The following is a 22948-nucleotide window of genomic DNA, read 5'->3' on the forward strand; positions in this document are numbered from 1 at the left end:
AGTGTGCACCCCACGCTCACGGCTGTCAGTTCGCCCACCTCATAACATTTCAGGAGAATTGTGGCTGTCAAGATTCGTCTCAAGCGCCTCGGCAAGATCCGTGCGCCGTACTACCGCATCGTCGTCGCCGACTCGCGCACCAAGCGCGATGGTCGCGTCATCGAAGAGATCGGCAAGTACCACCCCACCCAGAACCCCTCGTTCATCGAGGTCGACTCCGACCGTGCACAGTACTGGCTCTCCGTCGGTGCGCAGCCGACCGAGCAGGTCGCCGCGATCCTCAAGCTCACGGGCGACTGGGGCAAGTTCAAGGGCGACAAGAACGCCGTGTCGACCGTGCAGGTCGCCGAGCCGAAGGCCGCCTACGTCGCCGACGAGAAGAAGAAGCCGGTGCTGAAGCCCAAGGCCGAGAAGCCCGCGGCGAAGGTCGAAGAGGCCCCCGCCGAGACCGCGACGGACGAGGCGTAAAGCCTTGCTCCAGTCCGCGCTCGAACACCTCGTCAAGGGGATCGTCGATCACCCTGACGAAGTGAAGGTCGTCTCCGCGTCGAGCGCACGTGGCGAGGTCCTCGAGGTTCATGTGAACCCCGAGGACCTCGGTCGCGTGATCGGCCGTGCCGGCCGCACCGCGAAGGCGCTCCGCACGCTCGTCACCGCCCTCGCCGACGGCCGCCGCGTTCGCGTCGACGTCGTCGACACCGACGACTGACGTGGCCGACACCGCAGGCACGCAACTCAGGGTCGGTCGGCTCCTGAAGGCGCACGGTCTGAAGGGCGCCATCAAGGTCGAGCTCTACACCGACGACCCCGATCGCCGGTTCGTGCCGGGCGCGGAGTTCTCGCTGCAGGTGCCCGACACCTCGCCGTGGCACGGCAAGAGCATCACGCTTCGCGAGCTGCGCTGGTACAATGGCCACGCGGTCGGGTTCTTCGAGGGCGTCGACGACCGCACGGCGGCCGAGGCGCTCGCGAAGGCGATCCTCTGGGTCACGCACGTCGAAGAAGAGGCGCCCGAAGACGACGCCTGGTACGACCACCAGCTCGTCGGCCTCGCGGTGATCCGCGACGGTGAGCGCGTCGGCGAGGTCAAGCACGTCGAGCACCTGCCCGCGCAAGACCTCCTGATCGTGAAGACGCGTGGCGGCGAGGTCATGGTGCCGTTCGTCTCGGCGATCGTTCCCGAGGTCGACCTCGCGGCGGGCACGCTCACGGTGACGCCGCCTCCCGGGCTCTTCGAAGAGCTGCCCGAGTCGGAATCCGAGGTCGAGGCTGATCCAGAGGTCGAGGCGACGGCCGAAGAGGCGGATGCCGCGGCCGAGGCGCCGACCGAGGCGCCCATCGAACCCGGCGAGTAGCCGCCGATGCGCGTCGACATCGTCACGATCTTTCCCGAGTTCTTCTCGGTGCTCGATATCTCGCTGCTCGGCAAGGCCCGCCAGTCGGGGCTCATCGAGGTGACGGCGCACGATCTTCGCGACGCCACCCATGACCGCCATCGCACCGTCGACGACACGCCCTACGGCGGCGGGGCGGGCATGGTCATGAAGCCCGAGCCGTGGGGCGAGGCGATCGACGGCATCGTCGGCACCGGGGCATCCGATGCCCTGCTGGTCGTGCCGTCGCCCGCCGGCGAGCCGTTCACCCAGCAGATCGCCCGCGAGCTCGCCGCCGAACCGCACCTGGTGTTCGCCTGCGGTCGCTACGAGGGCATCGACCAGCGCGTCGTCGATCACTACTCGACGCGCATGCGTGTGCGGCTCATCAGCCTCGGCGACTACGTGCTGAACGGCGGCGAGGTCGCGGTGATGGCCATGATCGAAGCCGCCGGTCGCCTCGTGCCGGGTGTCGTCGGCAACCCCGAGAGCCTCGTCGAGGAGTCGCACGAAGACGGCCTGCTCGAGTACCCGAGCTATACCAAGCCCGCCGCCTGGCGCGGGCTCGAGGTTCCGCCCGTGCTGCTCTCGGGCAACCACGGCGCGATCGCCGCGTGGCGGCGCGACCAGCAGGTCGAGCGCACTCGCCGGGTTCGCCCCGAACTGCTCGGCGAGTAGCACCGGCCCCGCGCCGTCGTGAGGCAGTCTTCACCTGCCGGAAACACGTGGGTGCGGTGCGCGAAACACGCCCTGCCTAGCGTCGAAGCGGCGGGTGAGACCGGGTTCCGCCGGAAAGCGCGGGTCAGCACATGGTCGGGTCCACAGGCGCCGGCGCCGCGTCGGAGCACCTCGAAGGGCCGCCGCTCCGGCTCGTCGCGGTCACGCACGGAGCGCCATCGAGCGCCAATCGGGAGGCCGTGATCAGGCTCGTCGACGGCGTCGCGTCGGCGCGACCCGATCTCGACGTGTCGATCAGCTTCATCGACGCGAGTCGATCGGATGTCGCTGCGGCGCTCGGGTCCGGCGCCGATGCCGGAGCCGTCTTCGTGCCGCTCGTGCTCTCGGCCGGATTCCATGTGCGCACCGGGCTCTCGCTCGGTCTCGACGACCGCGGCAGCGACAGCAGGCTCGCCGCCGAACTCGGACCCGACGAACGCATCGTCGAGGTGCTCGCCGAGCGGCTCGGCGGGGTGCGGCTCGCCGATGGTGACGCCGTCGTGCTCGCCGCCGCTGGATCGAACGACCCGCGAGCGGTGCGCGAGTGCTTCGAAACCGGGCGACGGCTGGGGCAGCGCCTCGGGCGACCAGTCACGGTCGGCTTCATCGCCGCCGCCATTCCGCGCCTGCCCGATGCGATCGAGATGATCCGCGAGGTGCATCCCGGCGCTCGCGTCGTGCTCGGCACGTACCTGCTCGCACCCGGAACGTTCTACGACGCCGCGGCGGCCGCTGGGGCCGACGCCATTGCGCGGCCCTTGCTGCTGCCCGACGAGCCGGCTCCCTCTGGACTGGTCGAGCTCGTGCTCGACCGTTACTCCGATGCCCGATCCGCTCGTCTGGAGCGAGCATGATGGCCGCGCCCGCTTCGTCGGTCGGGCGACCACGGCCGATCGCTCACGACGCGATCGTGCTCGCCGGTGGCCGGGCGTCGCGGCTCGGCGGCATCGACAAGACCGCGCTCATGATCGACGGGGCCAGTCTGGCTGCACGGGCGATCGGCGCCGTGACCGAGGCTCGCGCGGTCGCCTACGTTGCGCATGCCGCGCCGCCTCGCTGGGTCGTCGCCGACCGGCGGGTCAGGGTCGCGTCGGAGGACCCGCCCTGGGGCGGTCCGGTCGCCGCGATCGCGGCCGGGCTCGACGGCCTCGCTGACGATCCGCAGCCGTTCACCGTCGTGCTCGCCGGTGACCTCGTGGGCGGTGCGGCCGCCGTCGCGGCACTGCTCGCGCGTGCGACCGCGACGCGGCACGGCGTCGTCGGGGTCGATCCCGATGGCCGCAGCCAGCCGCTGCTCGCCGTCTATCGCACGCCCGCCCTCGCCACCGCCGTCGGAGAGGCGCTCGCCGAGGTGCAGCGCGAGCCGCGCGATGCGGTTCGGCGGCGGGGAGCATCGATGCGGGCGGTCCTGCGGCGGCTCGAGCTGCGCGGTCTCGAGCTGCCCGCGAGCTGGTGCGCCGACATCGACACGCCGGCCGACGCGGCGCATCACGGCATCGAGCTGCCGACGCCGGAGGTGCAAATGTCCGGGTCGCGTGACCTCGAGGGCTGGTCGCGCGAACTCGCCGAGGCGCTGGGCCTCGACGTCGAGGCCGAGGTCGCGGGCGTGCTCGACCTCGCCCGAATCGCGGCGCACGGGCTCGCGCGCCCGTCCGCACCGCTCACGACGTTCATCGCCGGGTACGCCGCAGCCCGCGGCATCCCGCTCGCCGAAGTGACCGCAGAGGTGGAACGCCGCCTCGTCGAGGAGGCGCCGTGAGCGGCCTCGCCTGGGATGCCGCGAGGCGGGTCTTCCGGCAGGCCGGCGCCGAGAGCCCGCTCGTCGTCGAGACGATTGCGCTCAGGCAGGCCGACGGGCGGCGCCTCGCGACCGACGTGCACGCGCTCGTCGACCTGCCGACGACCGACGTCAGTGCGATGGACGGCTGGGCGGTGGCGGGTCCGGGCCCGTGGCGCATCGACGGAGCGGTCGTGATGGGCGAAGCGCCGGCTCACCTGCTGCCGGTCGGCACTGCTCGTGCCATCACCACGGGCGCTGCCGTACCGCCCGGCACCCTCGGCATCCTGCGCTCCGAGCACGGCGCGCCGGTGTCCGGCCTGCCCGGTCTGCTGGGCGCCGTGCCGAAGCGCACGGTCGACGAGGGACGCGACATCCGCCGACGAGGCGAAGAGCTCCGCCGTGGGGAGCCGGTGATCCGAGCGGGTGCCCGCCTGACTCCGCCGCGACTGGCCCTCGCCGCGGCGGCCGGCCACGACACGCTCGACGTGCGCGGCATCCCGTGCGTGGAACTCGTCGTGACCGGTGACGAGGTCGTGCCCGACGGGCTCCCGATGCCCGGCACCGTGCGTGATGCTTTCGGGCCGTCGCTGCCGGCCGTGCTCACCCGGCTCGGCGCGACGGCCAGCACGCGGCGCATCCTCGACCGCCTCGACCCGTTCGTCGAGCTGTTCGCGACGGGCCGCCCCGAGCTGTTCATCACGACCGGTGGCACCGCAGGCGGCCGTGGCGACCTGCTGCGCCGCGCGATCGTCGCCGAGGGCGGTTCCGTCGAGTTCGCCGGGGTCGCGATGCGGCCGGGGCACCCGGTGCTGCTGGCGCGCACGAGCGCCGGCGTGCCCGTGCTGGGGCTGCCCGGCAATCCGCTCGCGGCGTTCGCCTGCCTTCTCAGCTTCGTGCCGCCGTGGCTCGAGGTCGCATCGCAGCGACCGGTCGGCCGCCTCGACGAGATGGTGGTCGACGGCCTTCCCGACCACGACCACGGCCACATGCTGACGCCGTTCGAGTGGACCGACGGCGTGCCCGTGCCGACTCAGTGGCGTGGCGCCGCGATGCTGCGCGGACTCGCCGACGCCGACGGACTGCTCGTCTCGGCCGCGGGCGAGGGCCGCCGAGCCGCCCGGCTGCTCCGCCTCCCGTGGTGACTCGCCTCCGGCACCGAGCCGCCTACGGCGTTGAGCTCGTGAGCCTCCTCAGAGGGTGAGGGTCGGCGTCTCGTCGGCCTCGGCGGCGCGGGCGAGGATCTCGGCGATCCGTCCCTTGCAGCCGCCGCAACCGGTGCCGGCCCGGGTGTCGCGGCCGACCCCCTCGACCGTCGTGTTGCCGCAGGCCGCAGACTCCTCGATACGGCCGACGCTCACGCCGTTGCACCAGCACACCGTGGCTCCGGGAGCGAAGGCATCGGAATCGGTGCTGGGGTCGTAGTCGGGGCCGTCGAACCGCAGCAGCATCGATCGATCGGCCGGCAGTTCGCTGCCGCGCTCGAACAGCAGCGTCAGCTCGGCGGCCGTGCGCGGCATGCCGACGCTCACGAAGCCCGTGAGCATGCCGTCTTCGGTCACCATCTTCACGTAGCGCAGGTGTTCGGGATCGGCCCACTGCGAGACCCGCCGCCGAGGATGGAGGGCATCGTCGTCCCACGGATCGGCGGAGATCTCGCCCACCGCGACGACGTCGATGTGCTCGGCCTTGAGCATCACGATCGGCTCGCGCTCGACGGGAGCCGCGGCATCCGTTGCCGAATCGGCAGCAGCGCCGGCCGAGCCCGACGCGCCGGCCTCGCTCGCCGTGCGCTCGGCCGACGCGGTGAACGTCGCAGCGAGCCACGAGGCCTGCCGCCAGCCCGGGCCGACGAGACCCGACGGCGCGCCCGGCAACGAACGCTGCCGCGCGAGCTCGTCGGTGCGCTCGACGACCTGTGCGCAATCGCCGACCGCATAGATGTCGGGGTCGGTCCAGCTCGCGAGGCCCGGCCCGACCACGACGCCGACGGCGGTGCGCAGCCCGGCGAGCGTGGCGAGCTCGTTCCGCGGGCTCACCCCGCACGAGAGCACGAGCAGGTCGCCGCGCAGCTGCTTGCCGTCGGCCGTCACGAGCAGGTCGAAGCGGCGGGTGCCGTCGTCGTCGGTGCGGAACGCCACGGCCTCGGCACGGCTGTGCGCGATCACGGTCACGCCGGACCGGCGAAGTGCTGCGCGCAGCACCTGGCCGCCGCCACGATCGAGGCTGCGCGGCATCGGGTGCGGGCCGTGGTGCACGACGCACACCTGGGCGCCCGCGTGCGCCGCCGCGAGGGCGAGCTCGAGGCCCAGCACCCCGGCGCCGAGCACGACGATGCGCTTGCGGTCCCGCACGGCGGCGAGCACGCGTTCGGCATCGGCGAGGTCGCGCAGCGCCGTGATGCCCGCGGGCAGTTCGTCGTCACGGGCGACGAGCTGCCGCGCGTACTTCTCGAGCGAGGCGAGGTCTCTGCGGTGGCGCTCGACGCCGTCGAGGGTCGGCACGTTCGCCCGGGACCCGGTCGCGAGCACGAGCCGGTCGTAGGCGATCGCCTCGCCCGTCGAGAGGTGCACGAGGTGTGCGGCGCGGTCGATCGAGGTCGCCGCGACGCCGAGCAGCACTCGAGCCCCGGCGGCCTCGGCGGCCTCGCGATCGCCGACGAGCATGGAGTCGAGTTCGGTGTTGCCGACGGCGTACTCGGCGACCAGCACGCGGTTGTACGCCTCGATGTCCTCGCCGGCGACGACCGTGAGCTCGATCGTGCCGCGCTCCACCGCCGGAAGCAGTTCCTCGACGAATCGCGCGCCAACCGGCCCGTAGCCCACGAGCACCACCCGGAGCGCGCTCATGCCACGGCTCCGGCCGCGACGAGGCCGCCGACGCGCTCCACGCGCACGACGTTGGTCTTGAACTCGGGCATCGACGAGATGGGGTCGACGGCGTCTGAGGTCACGAGATTGGCCGCCTGTTCGTCGCCGTAGTGGAAGGGGAGGAAGACCGTGTCGGGCCGGATGTCTGCGGTCAGCCGCGCCCGGCACCGCACCGTGCCACGCGGGTTCGAGAGCTCGACCAGGTCACCGTCGGAGACGCCGAGACGCTCGGCGGTCGACGGATGCATCGCTGCACGTGCCTCGGGCTGCGCGTCGGCGAGCTCGGGCACCCGTCGGGTCTGTGCGCCGCTCTGGTAGTGCTCGAGCAGACGACCGGTGATGAGCGTCAGCTCGCCCGACAGGGGGAGCGGGCGTGCCGTCTCGCGCACCGAGACGGCGACGAGGCGTGCCAGGCCGTCGGGGTGGGCGAATCGCTCGGCGAAGGGCCGCGGCGTGCCTGCGCTCCCGCGCGGGTAGGGCCAGTAGGCCGCCTCGCCGGCATCGAGCATGGCGTAGTCGATGCCCGAGTAGTCGGCGAGGCCGCCCTCGGAGGCGAGGCGCAGCTCCTCGAAGACGCGCTCGGGGTCGGTGTCGAAGGTCGCGCTGCACTCGAGGCGACGGGCGAGCTCCGCGAGGATCCAGAGTTCATCGCGAACGCCTTCCGGCGGGGTGATCGCGCGACGGCGACGGATGACACGGCCCTCGAGCGACGTCATGGTGCCCTCCTCCTCTGCCCACTGCGTGATGGGCAGCACGACGTCGGCGAGTGAAGCCGTCTCGGTGAGGAAGAAGTCGCACACGACGAGGAGGTCGAGCGCCGCGATCCGTTCGCGCACCGCCGTCACGTTCGGCGAGGAGACCACGAGGTTCGAGCCGTGCACGAGCAGCGCTCGTACACCGCCTTCACGGCCGAGGGACTGCAGCAACTCGACGGCGGGAACACCCGGGCCGGGCAACTGCGACGGTTCGATGCCCCAGACCTTCGCGATGTGCGCCCGAGCAGCGGGGTCGGTGATCTTGCGGTAGCCCGGCAGCTGGTCGGACTTCTGGCCGTGCTCGCGCCCGCCCTGCCCGTTGCCCTGCCCCGTGAGTGTGCCGTAGCCGTTGCCGGGCCGGCCGGGCAGCCCGAGGAGCAGTGCCAGGTTGATCGCCGCGGTCGCCGTGTCGGTGCCGTCGACGTGCTGCTCGACGCCGCGGCCCGTGAGGATGTAGGTGTTGCGACCCGATGCGAGCCGGCGAGCGAGGCGGCGCAGGGTGAGTGCGGCCACGCCGGTCACCGACTGCACGCGCTCAGGCCACCACGACGCCACGCTGCGCCGAACGGACTCGAACCCCGTCGTGCGTGCCGCGACGTAGTCGAGATCGACGAGTCGTTCGGCGATCACCACGTGGATGAGCCCGAGTAGCAGCGCGAGGTCGGTGCCGGGCATCGGCTGCACGTGGAGCCCGCGACCGTCTTCGGTGAGTCGCGCGGTCGCGGTGCGCCGCGGGTCGACGACCACGAGTCCGCCGGCGGCCTGGGCTCCGGCGAGGTGGCCGATGAACGGCGGCATGGTCTCGGCGACGTTCGTGCCGAGCAGCAGGATCGTCGAGGCTCCGTCGAGGTCTTCGAGCGGGAAGGGGAGCCCGCGGTCGATCCCGAAGGCGCGGTTGCCGGCAGCTGCCGCCGACGACATGCAGTAGCGGCCGTTGTAGTCGATGCGGCTCGTGCCGATCGCGACGCGCGCGAACTTGCCGAGCAGGTAGGCCTTCTCGTTGGTGAGGCCGCCGCCGCCGAAGACACCGATCGCGTCGGCGCCGTGCTCCTGACGGATGCCGCGGAGTGAGGTCGTGATGTGGTCGAGCGCGTCGTCCCAGCTCGACTCGTGGAGCACGCCGTCGGCGCCCCGCACGAGCGGGGCGCCGAGGCGCGAGGGTGATGCGATGAGTTCCGCCGAGGTCCAGCCCTTCTTGCACAGCCCGCCCCGGTTCGTCGGGAAGTCACGCCCGGCGACCGAGACCGGTGCGGCCGCGGCATCCGTCGTGGCAATCGGGGTGAGGGTCATCGCGCACTGCAGCGCGCAATACGGGCAGTGCGTGTCGGCGGGGCTCAAATGCGGTCTCGATTCAGATCTTGTGCTCGCGCAGGCGGCCGGAGCGCACGTACACGACATAGGTGAGCAGCAGGAGCGCGACGTATCCCGCGATGAAGCCGAGGAAGGCGCCGGCATATCCGCCGGTGGTCTGGAACGAGAGGTTCAGCACCTGCGGGATGAGGAATCCACCGTAGGCGCCGATCGCGGAGATGAGTCCGAGTGCCGCTGCCGCCTTGCGCTGCGTCGACACGTCGCCGGCCCCGGCGCCCGCTCGCACGGCGAAGACGATGGGCACCATGCGGTAGGTCGAGCCGTTGCCGATGCCGGCCGACGCGAACAGCAGCAGGAACAGGCCGAGGAAGAGCCAGAAGTTGCCGAGGGGCAGGGTGAGCAACACGCCGACCGTGATCGTGCCCATCGCCGCGAATGCGAGCATCGTGATGCGTGCGCCGCCGAAGCGGTCGGAGAGCCGGCCGCCGTAAGGACGGGCGAGCGAGCCGACGAGGGCTCCGAGGAACGCGAGGGAGACGGAGGCGCCGCCGACGGCGATGCCCGAGAACTCGGGGAACTGATCGGCGATGAGCTTCGGGAAGACGCTCGCGAAACCGATGAACGAGCCGAAGGTACCGATGTACAGCACGGCGAGCACCCAGAGGTGCGGCTCGCGGAGCGCGGCCGCCGAGCCGGCGAAGTCGGCCTTCGCGCTCGAGATGTTGTCCATGTATCGGTACGCGCCGAACATGGCGAGCAGGATGAACGGCACCCAGATCCAGCCGGCGAGCGGAAGGTTCAGCGTGGCTGCCGCGCCGATCGTGATGACGATCGGTACGACGAACTGCGCGACGGCCGCTCCGAGGTTGCCGCCGGCGGCGTTCAAGCCGAGCGCCCAGCCCTTCTCGCGTTGCGGGTAGAAGAACGTGATGTTCGACATGGAGCTCGCGAAGTTGCCGCCGCCGAAACCGGCGAGCGCGGCGACGAGCAGCAGCACGCCGAACGGCGTGTCGGGGTTGCCGACCACGACGGCCAGCAGGATCGCCGGGGCGAGCAACAGGCCGGCGGAGATGATCGTCCAGTTGCGGCCGCCGAACTTCGGAACGAGGAACGAGTACGGAATTCGAAGGGTGGCGCCCACGAGGCTCGGAATCGAGATGAGCCAGAAGATCTCATTCGTGCTGAGGTCGAAGCCGGCGGCCGGAAGCGTGACGGCGACGACCGACCAGAGCTGCCAGACGACGAAGCCCAGGAACTCGGCGAAGATCGACCAGCGGAGGTTGCGACGGGCGATCGAACGACCCGCGGTCTGCCATTGCTCGTCGTCCTCGGGGTTCCAATTGTCGATCCATCGCCCCGGACGGGTGACGAGGGCCGGCGCGGCAGCGTCGGTGGAAGGTGCGTCGACGTGCGGCGGTGCGTTGTTCACAGTGTCGGTCATCGGGGCCTCCGGGGAGAGTCGGTCACGGGGTCGAGCTCGTGTGCCTGACGCTATTCGCCGCGTGTTTCCGCGGAACGTGCCGGTCGTAAACCCTGTGTCTCCAGCTGCTCACCCAAGGCGGCACGGCGTGTGAGGTCGTCATCAGACGTCCATGCGGTAACCGCGCTTGACGACGGTGGCGATGAGCCCCGGCACACCGATCGTCTGGCGCAGCCGGCTCAGGGCCACCTCGAGCGCGTGCTCGTCGTTCGTGCCGGGCAGCGCCGCGGTGAGCCGATCGCGCGGCACGACCGATCCGCGCGCCAGCACGAGGGCCCGGAGGATCATGAGGGCGACCGGGGCGAGCGCCACGTGGCGCTCATCGACCACGACGACCGCGCCGCGGAGCTCGACCTGGCCGCGCCGGGTGTCGAGGCGCAGCACCCGGTTCGACTCGAGGTGCTCGCACACGAGGCGGATCAGCGCGCCCATGCGATACCGCTCGGGCTGGATGGGCACGATGCCGGCGGCGATGAGCGGCGCTGCGGTCACCGGCCCCACGGCGGCGGCGACGACCGGGCCGCACATCGCATCGACGAGATCGTCGTAGCGCCCGCGAACCTCGGCAGCAGCGAAGAGCGCGTGCACGGCCGGCGCGCTCGTGAACGTGATGCAATCGAGCCCTCCGGTGCAGGCCGCCTCGATCAGGCGGTCGACACGCTCGTCGGTCTCATCGGGTTCGATCCAGCGGTACGGCTCGACGGTCAGCACCCGTTCGTGCGCGTCGCGCAGGCGGTCGAGCTGCGAGGGGTTCAGGAACCCGTGCAGCTGCACGGCGACCGTGAGGCCGCCGGGCCGCGTCGCGAGCACCTCGTCGATCAGCGACTCCGTCGTCTCCTCGGCGCTCATGCCGACGTCGTTCAGGCCGGCGGCGCGGATGCCTCCGCGCGCCTTCGGCCCGCGCACCAGGATCGCCGTCGACGAGAGCGCGTCGACGAGGTCCTCGCCGAGGCCCGCGGCATCCGCGACCTCGAACCACCGGCGCACGCCGTAAGCGGTCGTGGCGAGCAGCACGTCGGGCCGGGCCTCGATGATGGCACGGGTGTCGGCGATCACCGGGTCGTCGGAGACGGCGTTCGCCATGCGCAGGGTCGGGGCGTGCAGCACCTGGGCACCGCGCCGCGCGAGGGCGTCGATGAGATCGGCCGAGCGCCGGTCGCTCGTCACGCCGATGCGGAAGCCCTCGAGCTGGTCGGCGCGGAAGCCCGGTGGGCACTCGGCGACGTCGGTCACGTGGCCACCGCCGTGAATGCGGCGGCGCGCTGCATGAGTTCGGCGGCGTTCGCGTCGCCGTCGAAGGCGAGCCGAACGACCTCGCCGACGACCACGACCGCCGGAGAGGCCACGCGGGCGCGGCCCGCGGTCAGCACGATGTCGCCGAGCTCGCCGATCGTGGTGCGCTGGTCGCTGTGGAAGCCGCGCTCGATGATCGCCACCGGCATCTCGGCCGACATGCCGTGTCGGGCCAGGCCGGCGGTGAGCGACGGCAGGGAGTTCACGCCCATGAGCACGACGACGGTGCCGCCGAGCCCCGCGAGGTGGCCGAGTTCGGTCTCGGTGAGGGGCGCGTGGCCCGAGACGACGGTGAAGAGGTGACTGACACCGCGATGGGTGAGCGGGATGCCGGCGGCTCCCGGCACCGCGACGGCGCTCGTGACGCCGGGAATGACCTCGACGGGCACTCCCACCGCGTGACACGCGATGACCTCCTCGCTGCCACGGCCGAGCACGTACGGATCTCCGCCCTTGAGCCGCACGACATGACGACCGGCGAGGGCGTGCTCCACGAGCAGGGCCTCGATGTCGGACTGCGGCACGGCGTGATGGCCTGGCCGCTTGCCGACATCGACGAGTTCGGCGTTCGGAGCGAGGTGATGCAGGCGAGCGTGGGGAGAGAGCCGGTCGTAGAGCACCACGTCTGCTTCGCCGAGCGCGCGCAGGGCGGCGAGCGTCAGCAGGTCCTCACGACCAGGGCCGCCTCCGACGAGGGTCACGCGGCCCCTCATGCGCCGGCCCCGCGCACGGGGATGGTGGGTCCGGCCACGAGTACGGCCTCACCGCGCTCGCGCTCCTCTGCGGTCGCGGGCCGGAACTGATCGCGTTCGGGCACGCGAGCGATCTCGGGAGAGGAATCGTTCGGGGCGTTCACGAAGGAGCGGAAGCGTCGCAGCCGGTCGGGGTCGGCGAGGGTGGCCGCCCACTCGTCCTCGTAGGTGTCGACGTGGGCGGCCATCGCCTGCTCGAGTTCCTCGGCGAGCCCGAGCGAGTCGTTCACGACGACGTCGCGCACGTGATCGAGGCCGCCCTCGAGGTCCTCGATCCACCGGGCAGTGCGCTGCAGCCGGTCGGCGGTGCGGATGTAGTACATGATGTAGCGATCGATGTAGCGCAGCAGCGTCTCGTCGTCGAGATCACTCGCCAGCAGTTGCGCGTGCGCGGGCTGGAAGCCGCCGTTGCCGCCGACGTACATGTTCCAGCCCTGGTCGGTCGCGATCACGCCGACATCCTTGGCCCGCGCCTCGGCGCACTCTCGAGCGCATCCCGAGACGCCGAACTTCAGCTTGTGCGGCGAGCGGAGGCCGCGGTACCGAAGCTCCAGCCGCACCGCCATCGACACCGAGTCCTGCACACCGAAGCGGCACCACGTCGAGCCGACGCAGCTCTTCACGTTGCGCAGGGCCTTTCCGTAGGCCTGACCGGACTCGAATCCGGCATCGACGAGCTGCTTCCAGATCTCGGGCAACTGATCGAGCCTGGCACCGAAGAGGTCGATGCGCTGACCGCCGGTGATCTTCGTGTAGAGGCCGAAGTCGGTCGCGACCTGCGCGATCACGGCGAGCTTCTGCGGCGTGATCTCGCCGGCCGGGATGCGGGGCACCACCGAGTAGGTGCCGTCCTTCTGCATGTTCGCCATCGCCCGGTCGTTCGTGTCCTGCAGGCCGCCGCGGCCGCCGTCGAGAATGTACGAGCCGTGCTGCGTGGCGAGGATCGAGCCGACCACGGGCTTGCACACGTCGCAGCCGCGACCGGTGCCGAGCCGCGCGATGATCTCGTCGAACGAGGTCAGCTCGAGCACGCGGATCGACTCGAAGAGCTCCTGACGCGAGAGCTCGAAGTGCTCGCACAGGGCCCGCGAGGGGGTGATGCCCGACTTCGTGAGCTCGGACTCGAGCAGCTTCTTCACGAGCGGCACGCACGAGCCGCACTGCGTGCCGGCGCGGGTGCAGGTCTTCAGCGCGCCGAGCTCGGTGCAGCCCTCGGCGTGATCGGCGTGTGCGCCCGAGACCGCGTCGCGGATGGTGCCCGCGCTCACGTTGTTGCAGGCGCAGACGAGCGCAGCGGCGGGGAGCTCGTCGCCCGCGGGTGCCTCCATGCCCGAGGCCGAGAGGTACGCGGCCGGTTCGCTCGAGAGCTGCGTGCCGAGCAGGGGCCGCAGCGATGCATAGGGCGAGGCGTCGCCGACGAAGATGCCGCCCAGCAGCGTCTTCGCGTCGTCGGTCATGACGAGCTTCTGGTAGAGCCCGCGCGCAGGGTCGGCGTAGACGATCTCGAGGGCCTGCTCGGTGCGGCCGAGTGCGTCGCCGAAGCTCGCGACGTCGACACCCGAGAGCTTGAGCTTGGTGGCGTCGTCGACACTCGTGAACTCGGCTGCGCCGCCGAGCAGCCGGTCGGCGACGACCTCGGCCATGGCGTTCGCGGGAGCGACGAGCCCGGTGCAGCGGCCCTCGAAGCTCGCGACCTCGCCGATCGCCCAGATGTGCGGCGCGGATGCCGCGCACGACGTGTCGATCGCGATGCCGCCGCGCGGGCCGAGCTCGAGCCCGATCTCCCGCGCGAGCTCGTCGCGCGGGCTGATGCCGATGGCGAAGACGACGAGGTCGGCCGCGATGACCCGCTCGTTCGTGAGAACGACGCCGGTGACGGCGTCGTTCTCGGCGGTGATCGTCGCCGGTCGTGCGCCGAGGTGGAGGCCGATGCCCTGCCCGGCGATGATGCGGCCGAGCGCACGGCCGGCGCCCTCGTCGAGTTGCGCCGACATGAGCCAGCCGCCCGAGTGCACGACCGCGGCGTGAGCGCCGAGCTTGGCGAGCCCGCCTGCCGCTTCGAGGCCGAGCAAGCCGCCGCCGGCGACGACGACCTGGGCGGGGCGCCCATGCCGCGCGGCGAGCTCGCGCGTCTCGGCGACCAGGGCATCGACGTCGTCGATCGTGCGGTAGACCCGAGCGTGCGCCGCCCCGGGGATCTCGGGCACCGGCGCACTCGAACCGGTGGCGAGCACGAGCTCGTCCCAGTGCAGGGCGACGCCACCGGAGGTCGTTGCGGTGTGCGCGACGGGGTCGATGGCGACGACACGCTCGCCGGTGAGCAGGCGGATGTGCCCGTCGGCCCACATCGACGACGGCTGCAGGGTCAGGTCGGCTGCGCCATCCGCGAGTCTCGTGCTGAGCGCGACGCGATCGTAGGGTTCGTGGATCTCTTCGCCGACGACGGTCACGCGCAGTGCGCGGTGGGTGTCGCGGGCGTGCAGACTGTCGGCGAGTCGGTGCGCCGCGGGGCCGCCGCCGACGATGACGACGTCGCGCACGCCGGCTGCGGCGTTGGTGCTCTCGGTCATGGCTGCCTCCGTGGCTCGAATGAGGCGAGCGTACGACCGGCCCGTTTCCGCCCTGTTTCGGGCGGGTAACCGCAGCTGTCCTGCGCCGCACTCGCCGCATCGGGTCATGTGAGCACGGTTTCACTCCCTCGAAACACGCGGAGGCATCGCGGGAAACACCCGCCGCCTAGCGTCGGAGCACGAGGAGAGGAGCCGAATGTCGATCACACTCGAGACGAGCACCACGTGGGCGAGCACCTGCGCGGTCGACGAACTGGAAGCCGGCTGGGGCGAGGTCGCGCTGCTCGGGGCAACCCAGGTCGCCCTGATCAGGCTCGCCGACGACGAGGTGTACGCCGTCGACCACCACGACCCGCACACGGGCGCGCCCGTGATGGCGAGGGGCATCGTGGGCTCGAGAGGTGACCGCCCGACGATCGCATCACCGCTGCACAAGCAGGTCTACGACCTCGGCACGGGGGAGTGCTTCACCGATGCCTCGCTCGCGCTGCGCACCTATCGCACGCGCATCGTCGGCGGCATGATCGAGGTGGAACTCGCACCGTGAGCTCGTGACGCGGGCCCAGCAGACTCAGGAGCGCTGCGTGAGCACGATCGGATCGCCCTCGGTGATCGCGATCGTGTGCTCGGAGTGCGCGCCGCGCGAGCCGTCGGCGCTGCGCAGCGTCCACCCATCGGGGTCGGTGAAGATGCGGTCGGTGGTGTCGAGGAACCACGGCTCGATCGCCACGACGAGGCCGGGCTTCAGCGGCAACCCCCGGCCCGGGCGCCCGTTGTTCGGGATGTGCGGGTCGCCGTGCATGGTGCGCCCGACGCCGTGGCCGCCGAAGTCGGTGTTGATCGCGTAGCCCTCGGCCTTCGCGACATCGGCGATGGCTCGCGAGATGTCGCCGATGCGGTTGCCCACGCGAGCGGCCGCTATGCCGGCGTCGAGCGCCCGGCGCGTCGTGTCGATGAGACGCAGGTCTTCGTCGCGGGGCGTGCCGACGACGACCGAGATCGCCGAGTCGGCGACCCATCCGTTCACCGAGGCAGCGAAGTCGAGACTCACCAGGTCGCCGTCGCGCAGCGTGTAGTCGTGGGGGAGGCCGTGCAGCACCGCGTCGTTCACCGAGGTGCAGAGCACCTTGCCGAAGGGGCTCGCGCCGAACGACGGGTGGTAGTCGATGTAGCAGCTCTCGGCGCCGGCCTTGCGGATCATCTCGTGGGCGAGGGCATCGAGCTCGAGCAGGTTCACGCCGACGGCCGCGGCGGCCGAGGTCGCCTCCAGCACGCTCGCGACGAACCGGCCGGCCGGTCGCATCTCCTCGATCTCGGCGGTGGTACGAAGTTCAATCACGGTCATCCTCTCCGCCTCCATTCTGGTGGCTCCGCCCTGAGTGAACACCCGGCTCGCGCGCAGGGTCGTCGGATTACGCTGTGACCATGCTTCTCCGGCGTGCGCTCTATCGATGGCAGATGATCGCGGTCGTCGTGCTGCCCGTCTGGCTCGCGGTCGGCTGGGCCGTCTTCGGTGCGGGTGGCTGGGGCACGCTCGGTCTCGTGATCGTCGTACCGGTCGCGTTCGTCGTGCTCGGAATCGTCGCGCTGCTCGTCGGCATCCGGCCCACCGTGCGCCAGCAGCGGGCGGTGTCGTGGACCGACGCCGGCGTGCTGACCGCGTGGCATCTCTCGATCATCGCGACCGGGTTCTACGGTGCGTCCGCCACGCTCTTCGGGGTGCTCGCCATCCTGCTGGCGATCGCGGCGTTCTGGATCGCGGTGTGGCAGCTCGTCACCGACGGCGCCAATCGTGTGAAGGCCTCGATGGCCGAGTTCGAGCGGCTCGCCGCCGAGCGGCCGCAGGCGTCGTCGGGTTCGGGTTCGGGTTCGTCGAACGGTGCACCGGCACCCGGTGCGCGGCGGCCGCCGTTCGACGACGGCGGCGACGACGTGATCATCATCCACGAGGTGCGCGAGTAGCGTCTCACGGCGGCGCGCGTCGCCGCCCGAGACATCCGTCGCCCGGTTTTGCCCGGCGGGCCACCGGCATGGCACAATAGAGGATTGTGCCGCCGCAGGTCTCTGCCTCCGGGGAGCGCGCACGCACGATTCGATCGTGCGAGGCGGCACCAGAACTTCCATCCAATGATCAGCGTTCGACCGGTTGCGGGCGCAGAGAGCGAACCATCATGCACATCCTCGACCATGTCGACGCCGCGAGCCTGAGGTCGGATGTCCCCGACTTCCGCCCCGGCGACACCGTCAAGGTGCACGTCAACATCATCGAAGGCACGCGCGCCCGCATCCAGGTCTTCCAGGGCGTCGTCATCGGCCGCCAGGGCGAAGGCGTGCGCGAGACCTTCACGGTCCGCAAGGTCAGCTTCCAGGTCGGCGTGGAGCGCAAGTTCCCCGTGCACTCGCCCGTGATCGACCACATCGAGGTCGTCACCCGTGGTGACGTGCGTCGCGCGAAGCTCTACTACCTGCGCAAGCTCCGCGGCAAGAAGGCGAAGATCAAGGAGAAGCGCGACAGCTGATCCGCTTCGCGGATCGCGCCCGACGCGAACTCGTCCCCGAGCTCCTCACCCCTAGACTGGGTGAGGAGCTCGGGCGGTTTAATGACAGAAGACACAGGCACGCGAACAGATCGCGCGCATTCGGCAACGCCGAACAGACAACGCAGCATCCTTCTCTTCTTCCGAGACCTGCTGGTCATCTTCGTGGTGGCCGTGTTGGTCTCGTTCCTCATCAAGACATTCCTCATCAGGTCGTTCTTCATCCCATCGCAGTCGATGGAGGAGACGCTGGTGAAAGACGACCGCATCATCGTGAACCAGCTGGTTCCCGAGGTGACGCCGCTCGAGCGCGGCGATGTCGTGGTCTTCAAAGATCCGGGCGGATGGCTCCCGGCACGCGTCGAAGAGCAGCAGCCGCCCCTCGTGGCCGCGGTCGACTGGTTCCTGGCGTTCGTGGGACTCTCGGCTCCCGACTCGAACGATCACCTCGTGAAGCGACTCATCGGCCTGCCGGGCGACCACATCGTGTGCTGCAACGCGCTCGGGCAGATGAGCGTCAACGACGTGCCGCTCGACGAGCCCTATATCGCTCTGCCACCTGGCGACACGAAGGCCTCGCGAGACGACTTCGACGTGGTCGTGCCCGAGGATTCGCTCTGGGTCATGGGCGACAATCGCAACAATTCGAAGGACTCGCGCTACAACGGCTCCACGCCGCTCAAGGGATTCGTGCCGATCGAGAACGTCGTCGGGCGAGCGTTCGTCGTCAGCTGGCCGCTCGACCACTGGGCGTGGCTCGACAACTACCCGCAGGTCTTCGAGGGTGTCGACGAGGCGGAGCGCTGACATGGTGCCCGTCGCCGTACCGACTCTTCGCACCGAACGCGAGTTCCTAGCCGGCTCGCCCATGCTGCTCGCGTGCGACGAGGTCGGCCGTGGAGCGCTCGCCGGTCCCGTCACCGTCGGGCTCGTGCTGATCGATTCGGGTGTGCGGCGCATGCCGGCCGGGCTTCGCGATTCGAAGCTCCTGAGCGAACCGCGCCGAGAGGCGATGGCTCCGAAGGCCTCGGCCTGGGTGCGGGCTTCGGCGGTCGGCGAAGCCAGCGCTGCCGAGATCGACGAGCTCGGCATCATGGCCTGCCTCGGCCTGGCCGGAGCCCGGGCGTTCGCCGAGCTCGCAGCGGTCAACGAGCTGACGGCCGAGGTGCCGCTGCTCCTCGACGGCAACCACGACTGGCTCAGCGTCTCGATCGAGCACCGGGCGCGAGTCGTCACCCGCATCAAGGCCGACCGCGACTGCGCATCGGTGGCCGCGGCATCCGTCATCGCCAAGGTGCACCGCGACCGCGGCATGCGCCGCGCGCACGACGAGCGGCCGCTCTACGCGTGGGACGAGAACAAGGGCTATTCGAGCCGGGCGCACTTCGCAGCGCTCGATGAGCACGGACCGAGCGAGCTGCACCGCACGACGTGGCTGCACGATCGAGTGCCGGCGGCGCCGACTCTGTTCGACCTCGGCGTAGGATGAGTGCGATGGATGAGGACGAGTTCGAAGACTACGACCGCGAGGTCGAGCTGGCCCTGTATCGGGAGTACCGCGATATCGTCTCGCAGTTCAAGTACGTGGTCGAGACGGAGCGGCGCTTCTACCTCGCCAACGAGGTCGAACTCGTGCGGCGAGACACCGAGCACGACTTCTACTTCGAGCTGACGATGAAGGACGTCTGGGTCTGGGACGTCTACCGTGCCGACCGCTTCGTCAAGTCGGTGCGGGTGCTCACCTTCAAAGACGTGAACGTCGAAGAGCTCGCCACGCGCGAGTTCGAGCTGCCGAAAGAGCTCGCGCTCGACGAGTAGGCGGCCGCCCGACCCGACTTCGGGCGCGATCCTCAGCTGAGGCGGCGATCGAGGCGCACCGTCACGGTGTCCCCGAGATCCTTGCCGAGGATCTCACGGAGCTTGGCGTTCAGCGAGAGCATGTGACCGCCGGTGCCAGTGGTCATCAGGCCGACGTTGCGCAGCGGCACGCCGTCGACGGAGGCGTCGACCCTGACGGCCCTGCCGGTGCCGAAGAACTCGGCCGAGCCCGGCATCTCGACGCACGCCCAGAGCTCCCCCTTGACGTCGACGCCGATCGGCGCGGTGAACTCGTGATCGAGCGCTACTGGTTCGAACGGCATTCCGGTCTCCTTCGAGCGAATCGTCGGCTTCCGCCCATCATGCACCCGACCGCCCCCACTCGGTCTCCCCACCTGCGATCGTTCAGAGTTCTCCACGGTGACCCGTCAGGCGCCCGGACGGCGCGGAGCCGCCCGCCACGCTGGACGCGGAGGTGGTGCGGATGGCGCACAATGCAGAGCTCGGCCGGCGCGGTGAACAGTTGGCGGTCGAGCATCTCGAAGCTCGCGGCATGCAGGTGCTCGAGCGCAACTGGCGGTGCCGCATGGGCGAGATCGACATCGTCGCCCGCGACGGCCGAGACACGGTGTTCGTCGAAGTCAAGACACGCACGTCGGGCGAGTACGGGCATCCCTTCGAGGCGATCACCCCGCTGAAGCTCGCCCGCATGCGCCGCCTCGCGATCGCCTGGTGCGAGACGACGGATGCCGCGGTCTCCCGCATCCGCATCGACGCCGTCGCGGTGCTCGCACCGACCGAGTCGCCGGCGCTCATCGAGCACCTCGAGGGCATCAACTGATGCCCGTCGCCCGCACCCGTTCAGTGGCACTGCTCGGCCTCGCCGGCTCGATCGTCGAGGTCGAGGCCGATCTCTCGTCGCAGCTGCCCGCCTTCGTCATCATCGGACTCCCCGACGCCGCACTGGGCGAGGCACGCGATCGCGTGCGCGCCGCTGCGGTGAACGCCGGCTGCCCGCTCCCGTCACGACGCCTGACCGTGAACCTGTCGCCGGCGGCCCTGCCGAAGCACGGCTCGGGCTTCGACCTCGCGATCGCAGTGGCGTGCCTCGCCGCCTCGGGCGAGATCTCCGCCGAGTCGGTCGAACAGGTGGTGCATCTCGGCGAACTCGGCCTCGACGGGAGGCTCCGGCCGATCGACGGCATCCTCCCGGCGGTGCTCGCAGCCGTGCGGGCCGGCTACGACACCGTGATGGTGCCCGCCGCGAACGCCGATGAGGCCGGCCTCGTGCCCGGAGTGACCGTGGTCGGCGTCGTCTCGCTGCTCGACGCAGCGATCCGCCACGGTGGCTCCTTCGCCGAGCAGGACTTCGACGTCGTTCCGGCGCCCGACCGCGCCGAATCGGCCGAAGAGCCGCCAGGCGATCTGGCCGACATCGCCGGCAACGACGGAGCTGTCGAGGCGCTGCTCGCGGCGGCGGCGGGCGGCCATCACGTGTACCTGCTCGGGCCGCCCGGAGCCGGCAAGACGATGCTCGCCTCTCGTCTGCCGGGAATCCTGCCCGACCTCGACACCGAAGAGGCACTCGAGGTCGCCTCGCTCCGCTCACTCTCCGGCCGGCCGTTGCGCTCGGGGCTGTCGAAACGCCCTCCGTTCGAGGCCCCGCACCACACGGCGACCGCGGCGGCGATGGTCGGCGGCGGCAGCCGCTTGATCCGACCGGGTGCTGCGGCGCGCGCCTCGCACGGCGTGCTCTTCCTCGATGAAGCTCCCGAGTTCCCCGCGGCGGTGCTCGATGTGCTGCGCCAGCCGCTCGAATCGGGCAGCATCTCGATCCACCGGGCGAATGCCGTGGCGTCGTTTCCCGCGAAGTTCCAGCTCGTGCTCGCGGCGAACCCGTGCCCATGCGGCAATCACGGGTCGAAGCTCGCGGAATGCACGTGTCCTCCGGCTGCGCGTCGCCGATACCTGGCGCGCATCTCGGGCCCCCTGCTCGATCGACTCGACGTGCAACTGTGGGTGCCGCGCATCACGGCCGCGGGTCTGCGCGTGGCCGCCGAGCGGCCGGGCCTGTCGACCGCGGTGGCTCGTGAGCGCGTCATCGAGGCGCGGGCGCGTGCGGCGAAGCGGTTGCGCGACACACCGTGGCGCACGAACGCGCAGATGCCGGGCCCGTGGCTGCGCGGGGTGGGGGGCCTCCATCCTGGCGGTCGTGCGACCGCCGACCTCGACCGGTCGCTCGAGCTCGGCGGCATCACGATGCGGGGCTACGACCGCATCCTGAAGGTGTCGTGGACCCTCGCCGATCTCGACGGGGCGCCGGTTCCGAACCTCGAGCACGTCGGCAGGGCCCTCTTCCTCCGAAAGGGGTTCTCACTGTGAGCGCGGTTCGTGCTGCGGCCGTTCGCCTGCGCGCCGAACTCGTGGCGGTGCGTCCCCCTGGCGCGGACCATGACCCGTCGGTTCACGCCGAGCTCCTCGCACGCGCACTCCTCGGTTCCGTGGCAGAGCCCGGCGACGGCCTCCTCGGTCGTGTGATCGATGCGATCGGTGCGGTCTCCGCGGCCGAGGTGCTACTCGACTCGGCGAGCCCGCCTCGCCTCGTCGACCAGGTGCTCAACGCCGGCGGCGCCATCGACGAGCGCGAGGCGACCGATGGCCTCGCCCGATGGTCGCCGCGGCTCGACCACGCCGCCTTCGTGCGGTCGCTCACGCAGGCGGCTCGCGTCGGGGCCGCGTTCCTCGTGCCGAGCGATCGATCCTGGCCGAGCGGGGCCGACGAGCTCGGCGTCCACGCGCCGATCGGGCTCTGGGTACGCGGACGCGGCGACGCGCTCCAGGCGTCGTCGGCGTCGATCTCCCTCGTGGGTGCGCGTGCCGCCACCGGCTACGGCGAGCACGTGACCATGGAGGCCTCCGCCGGTCTCGTCGACCGGGGAATCACCATCGTCTCCGGTGGCGCGTACGGCATCGACGGCATGGCCCACCGGGCTGCGCTCGCGAGCGACGGCACGACGGTCGCGTTCCTCGCCGGTGGCGTCGACCGGTTCTACCCGATGGGCCACGAGACGCTGCTCTCGCGCATCGTCGAGACCGGTGCCGTCATCTCGGAACTGCCGTGCGGTGCGGCACCCACGAAGTGGAGGTTCCTGCAGCGCAACAGGCTCATCGCCGCAGCGAGCGATGCGACCGTCGTGCTCGAGGCCGGGCTCCGCTCGGGCTCCCTGAACACCGCTGGGCACGCCGCGGCGCTCGGCCGTCCGCTCGGCGCGGTGCCGGGTCCGGTGACGAGCCCGGCGTCGGCGGGCTGCCACCGCCTGCTGCGCGAATACGACGCGGTGTGCGTCGTCGACACCGACCAGATGGCCGAGCTCGTCGGCGAGCGCCGTGCCGCCCGCTCGCGCAGCCGTCGTGACGATCCAGACGATTCGACGCTCGAGGGAATGTCGCATGGCGGTCCGCTCGACGCCGCCGCCCCCGATCGTCGCTGGGGCACGTCGGCGACGCCGGATGCGGTGCGCGTGCTCGACGCGTTGAGCGCTCGCAGCCCTCGCGAGCTCGCCGACGTTGCACGTCGATGCGGCATGGCGCCCACTGCCGTGATGAGCGTGCTCGGTGGGCTCGAGGCAGCGGCTCGCGTCGTGCGGCACCCGCAGGGCTGGCTGCGGGCGAAGGGCACGTGAACGATGGTGAGC

24 protein-coding genes are annotated in these 22948 nt (G+C 70.9%); 16 read left to right on the top strand and 8 right to left on the bottom strand.

Features of this window, described 5'->3' with window-relative positions:
• The first annotated feature begins 60 nt into the window (after positions 1-60).
• The 7 genes from rpsP (at position 61) to H521_RS21520 (ending at position 5012) form a co-directional block, all read left to right on the top strand.
• Complete coding sequence (gene rpsP, locus H521_RS0104415) at positions 61-468, top strand: 30S ribosomal protein S16 (protein ID WP_022891824.1); 408 nt, start codon at positions 61-63, stop codon at positions 466-468.
• A gap of 4 nt (positions 469-472) precedes the next feature.
• On the top strand, positions 473-709 hold the full coding sequence (locus H521_RS0104420) for an RNA-binding protein (RefSeq protein WP_022891825.1): 237 nt from the start codon (positions 473-475) through the stop codon (positions 707-709).
• A 1-nt stretch (position 710) separates the two neighbouring features.
• The gene (gene rimM, locus H521_RS21505) at positions 711-1355 is read left to right on the top strand and encodes a ribosome maturation factor RimM (protein ID WP_022891826.1); all 645 of its coding nucleotides are present in this window, start codon (positions 711-713) and stop codon (positions 1353-1355) included.
• Between the two features lie 6 nt (positions 1356-1361).
• Positions 1362-2051, top strand: a complete 690-nt coding sequence (gene trmD, locus H521_RS0104430; protein WP_022891827.1) for a tRNA (guanosine(37)-N1)-methyltransferase TrmD — start codon at positions 1362-1364, stop codon at positions 2049-2051.
• Between the two features lie 131 nt (positions 2052-2182).
• A complete protein-coding gene (locus tag H521_RS21510; RefSeq protein ID WP_022891828.1) occupies positions 2183-2944 on the top strand; it encodes a sirohydrochlorin chelatase in 762 nt (253 codons plus the stop codon).
• Positions 2941-3849, top strand: a complete 909-nt coding sequence (locus H521_RS21515) for an NTP transferase domain-containing protein (RefSeq protein ID WP_084511938.1) — start codon at positions 2941-2943, stop codon at positions 3847-3849. The genes H521_RS21510 and H521_RS21515 overlap by 4 nt, the downstream gene beginning before the upstream one ends.
• On the top strand, positions 3846-5012 hold the full coding sequence (locus H521_RS21520) for a molybdopterin-binding protein (RefSeq protein WP_022891830.1): 1167 nt from the start codon (positions 3846-3848) through the stop codon (positions 5010-5012). The genes H521_RS21515 and H521_RS21520 overlap by 4 nt, the downstream gene beginning before the upstream one ends.
• 48 nt (positions 5013-5060) lie before the next feature.
• On the opposite strand, the gene H521_RS0104450 is transcribed toward H521_RS21520, so the two are convergent.
• The 6 genes from H521_RS0104450 to nirB form a co-directional block, all read right to left on the bottom strand.
• The gene (locus H521_RS0104450) at positions 5061-6716 is read right to left on the bottom strand and encodes an FAD-dependent oxidoreductase (RefSeq protein ID WP_022891831.1); all 1656 of its coding nucleotides are present in this window, start codon (positions 6714-6716) and stop codon (positions 5061-5063) included.
• Positions 6713-8890, bottom strand: coding sequence for a molybdopterin oxidoreductase family protein (locus H521_RS21525; RefSeq protein WP_084511940.1), 2178 nt, complete (start codon positions 8888-8890; stop codon positions 6713-6715). Before H521_RS21525 ends, H521_RS0104450 begins: the two co-directional genes overlap by 4 nt.
• Positions 8844-10244, bottom strand: a complete 1401-nt coding sequence (locus H521_RS0104460) for an MFS transporter (RefSeq protein WP_022891833.1) — start codon at positions 10242-10244, stop codon at positions 8844-8846. The genes H521_RS21525 and H521_RS0104460 overlap by 47 nt, the downstream gene beginning before the upstream one ends.
• A 141-nt stretch (positions 10245-10385) precedes the next feature.
• Entirely contained in the window at positions 10386-11516 is a 1131-nt protein-coding gene (locus H521_RS21530; protein ID WP_022891834.1) for a uroporphyrinogen-III synthase, read from the bottom strand.
• Positions 11513-12289: a uroporphyrinogen-III C-methyltransferase gene (gene cobA, locus H521_RS21535; protein ID WP_022891835.1), complete on the bottom strand. Its 777-nt coding sequence runs from the start codon at positions 12287-12289 to the stop codon at positions 11513-11515. Before cobA ends, H521_RS21530 begins: the two co-directional genes overlap by 4 nt.
• Positions 12286-14898, bottom strand: coding sequence for a nitrite reductase large subunit NirB (nirB, locus tag H521_RS0104475; RefSeq protein WP_022891836.1), 2613 nt, complete (start codon positions 14896-14898; stop codon positions 12286-12288). Before nirB ends, cobA begins: the two co-directional genes overlap by 4 nt.
• Positions 14899-15094: 196 nt before the next feature.
• Between nirB and nirD the strand changes: the two genes are divergently transcribed.
• Positions 15095-15445 (top strand): nitrite reductase small subunit NirD, encoded by a 351-nt coding sequence (gene nirD, locus H521_RS0104480; protein WP_022891837.1) that lies wholly within the window; start codon positions 15095-15097, stop codon positions 15443-15445.
• 24 nt (positions 15446-15469) lie between these two features.
• On the opposite strand, the gene map is transcribed toward nirD, so the two are convergent.
• Complete coding sequence (gene map / locus H521_RS0104485; protein ID WP_026481900.1) at positions 15470-16237, bottom strand: type I methionyl aminopeptidase; 768 nt, start codon at positions 16235-16237, stop codon at positions 15470-15472.
• Between the two features lie 86 nt (positions 16238-16323).
• On the opposite strand from map, the gene H521_RS21540 reads away from it, so the two are divergent.
• The 5 genes from H521_RS21540 (at position 16324) to H521_RS0104510 (ending at position 19253) form a co-directional block, all read left to right on the top strand.
• Positions 16324-16860, top strand: a complete 537-nt coding sequence (locus H521_RS21540) for a hypothetical protein (RefSeq protein ID WP_156891279.1) — start codon at positions 16324-16326, stop codon at positions 16858-16860.
• Positions 16861-17069: 209 nt separating this feature from the next.
• Positions 17070-17417 carry a 50S ribosomal protein L19 gene (gene rplS, locus H521_RS0104495; protein WP_022891840.1) on the top strand — a complete coding sequence of 116 codons (348 nt, stop codon included), beginning with the start codon at positions 17070-17072 and terminating at the stop codon, positions 17415-17417.
• Positions 17418-17498: 81 nt separating this feature from the next.
• Positions 17499-18242 (top strand): signal peptidase I, encoded by a 744-nt coding sequence (gene lepB / locus H521_RS0104500; RefSeq protein ID WP_022891841.1) that lies wholly within the window; start codon positions 17499-17501, stop codon positions 18240-18242.
• Between the two features lie 4 nt (positions 18243-18246).
• A complete protein-coding gene (locus tag H521_RS0104505) occupies positions 18247-18924 on the top strand; it encodes a ribonuclease HII (RefSeq protein WP_425393587.1) in 678 nt (225 codons plus the stop codon).
• 5 nt (positions 18925-18929) lie between these two features.
• A complete protein-coding gene (locus tag H521_RS0104510; protein ID WP_022891843.1) occupies positions 18930-19253 on the top strand; it encodes a DUF2469 family protein in 324 nt (107 codons plus the stop codon).
• A 32-nt stretch (positions 19254-19285) separates the two neighbouring features.
• Here the strand turns inward: H521_RS0104510 and H521_RS0104515 are convergent, their stop codons facing one another.
• Positions 19286-19576: a DUF1905 domain-containing protein gene (locus tag H521_RS0104515; RefSeq protein ID WP_022891844.1), complete on the bottom strand. Its 291-nt coding sequence runs from the start codon at positions 19574-19576 to the stop codon at positions 19286-19288.
• Positions 19577-19737: 161 nt separating this feature from the next.
• Between H521_RS0104515 and H521_RS0104520 the strand changes: the two genes are divergently transcribed.
• Genes H521_RS0104520 through dprA form a run of 3 tightly spaced genes read left to right on the top strand, consistent with a single transcriptional unit; the run spans position 19738 to position 22936 of the window.
• Complete coding sequence (locus H521_RS0104520) at positions 19738-20094, top strand: YraN family protein (protein WP_022891845.1); 357 nt, start codon at positions 19738-19740, stop codon at positions 20092-20094.
• Positions 20094-21635 carry a YifB family Mg chelatase-like AAA ATPase gene (locus H521_RS0104525; protein WP_022891846.1) on the top strand — a complete coding sequence of 514 codons (1542 nt, stop codon included), beginning with the start codon at positions 20094-20096 and terminating at the stop codon, positions 21633-21635. The genes H521_RS0104520 and H521_RS0104525 overlap by 1 nt, the downstream gene beginning before the upstream one ends.
• The gene (dprA, locus tag H521_RS0104530) at positions 21632-22936 is read left to right on the top strand and encodes a DNA-processing protein DprA (RefSeq protein WP_084511942.1); all 1305 of its coding nucleotides are present in this window, start codon (positions 21632-21634) and stop codon (positions 22934-22936) included. The genes H521_RS0104525 and dprA overlap by 4 nt, the downstream gene beginning before the upstream one ends.
• Positions 22937-22948 lie beyond the last annotated feature (12 nt).

Origin of the sequence: Agromyces subbeticus DSM 16689 (genome assembly GCF_000421565.1) — a bacterium.
GTDB lineage: Bacteria > Actinomycetota > Actinomycetes > Actinomycetales > Microbacteriaceae > Agromyces > Agromyces subbeticus.

Excerpts from the sequence above, each read along its gene's own strand:
- H521_RS0104450 (WP_022891831.1), bottom strand. The coding sequence starts at position 6,716 with ATGAGCGCGCTCCGGGTGGTGCTCGTGGGCTACGGGCCGGTTGGCGCG.
- nirB (WP_022891836.1), bottom strand. The coding sequence starts at position 14,898 with ATGACCGAGAGCACCAACGCCGCAGCCGGCGTGCGCGACGTCGTCATC.
- H521_RS0104515 (WP_022891844.1), bottom strand. The coding sequence starts at position 19,576 with ATGCCGTTCGAACCAGTAGCGCTCGATCACGAGTTCACCGCGCCGATC.
- H521_RS0104520 (WP_022891845.1), top strand. The coding sequence starts at position 19,738 with ATGGCGCACAATGCAGAGCTCGGCCGGCGCGGTGAACAGTTGGCGGTC.
- H521_RS0104510 (WP_022891843.1), top strand. The coding sequence starts at position 18,930 with ATGGATGAGGACGAGTTCGAAGACTACGACCGCGAGGTCGAGCTGGCC.
- H521_RS0104460 (WP_022891833.1), bottom strand. The coding sequence starts at position 10,244 with ATGACCGACACTGTGAACAACGCACCGCCGCACGTCGACGCACCTTCC.
- trmD (WP_022891827.1), top strand. The coding sequence starts at position 1,362 with ATGCGCGTCGACATCGTCACGATCTTTCCCGAGTTCTTCTCGGTGCTC.
- H521_RS21525 (WP_084511940.1), bottom strand. The coding sequence starts at position 8,890 with ATGTCGTGTACGTGCGCTCCGGCCGCCTGCGCGAGCACAAGATCTGAA.
- lepB (WP_022891841.1), top strand. The coding sequence starts at position 17,499 with ATGACAGAAGACACAGGCACGCGAACAGATCGCGCGCATTCGGCAACG.
- H521_RS21540 (WP_156891279.1), top strand. The coding sequence starts at position 16,324 with ATGCTTCTCCGGCGTGCGCTCTATCGATGGCAGATGATCGCGGTCGTC.
- H521_RS21510 (WP_022891828.1), top strand. The coding sequence starts at position 2,183 with ATGGTCGGGTCCACAGGCGCCGGCGCCGCGTCGGAGCACCTCGAAGGG.
- nirD (WP_022891837.1), top strand. The coding sequence starts at position 15,095 with ATGTCGATCACACTCGAGACGAGCACCACGTGGGCGAGCACCTGCGCG.
- H521_RS0104525 (WP_022891846.1), top strand. The coding sequence starts at position 20,094 with ATGCCCGTCGCCCGCACCCGTTCAGTGGCACTGCTCGGCCTCGCCGGC.
- rplS (WP_022891840.1), top strand. The coding sequence starts at position 17,070 with ATGCACATCCTCGACCATGTCGACGCCGCGAGCCTGAGGTCGGATGTC.
- H521_RS21515 (WP_084511938.1), top strand. The coding sequence starts at position 2,941 with ATGATGGCCGCGCCCGCTTCGTCGGTCGGGCGACCACGGCCGATCGCT.
- cobA (WP_022891835.1), bottom strand. The coding sequence starts at position 12,289 with ATGAGGGGCCGCGTGACCCTCGTCGGAGGCGGCCCTGGTCGTGAGGAC.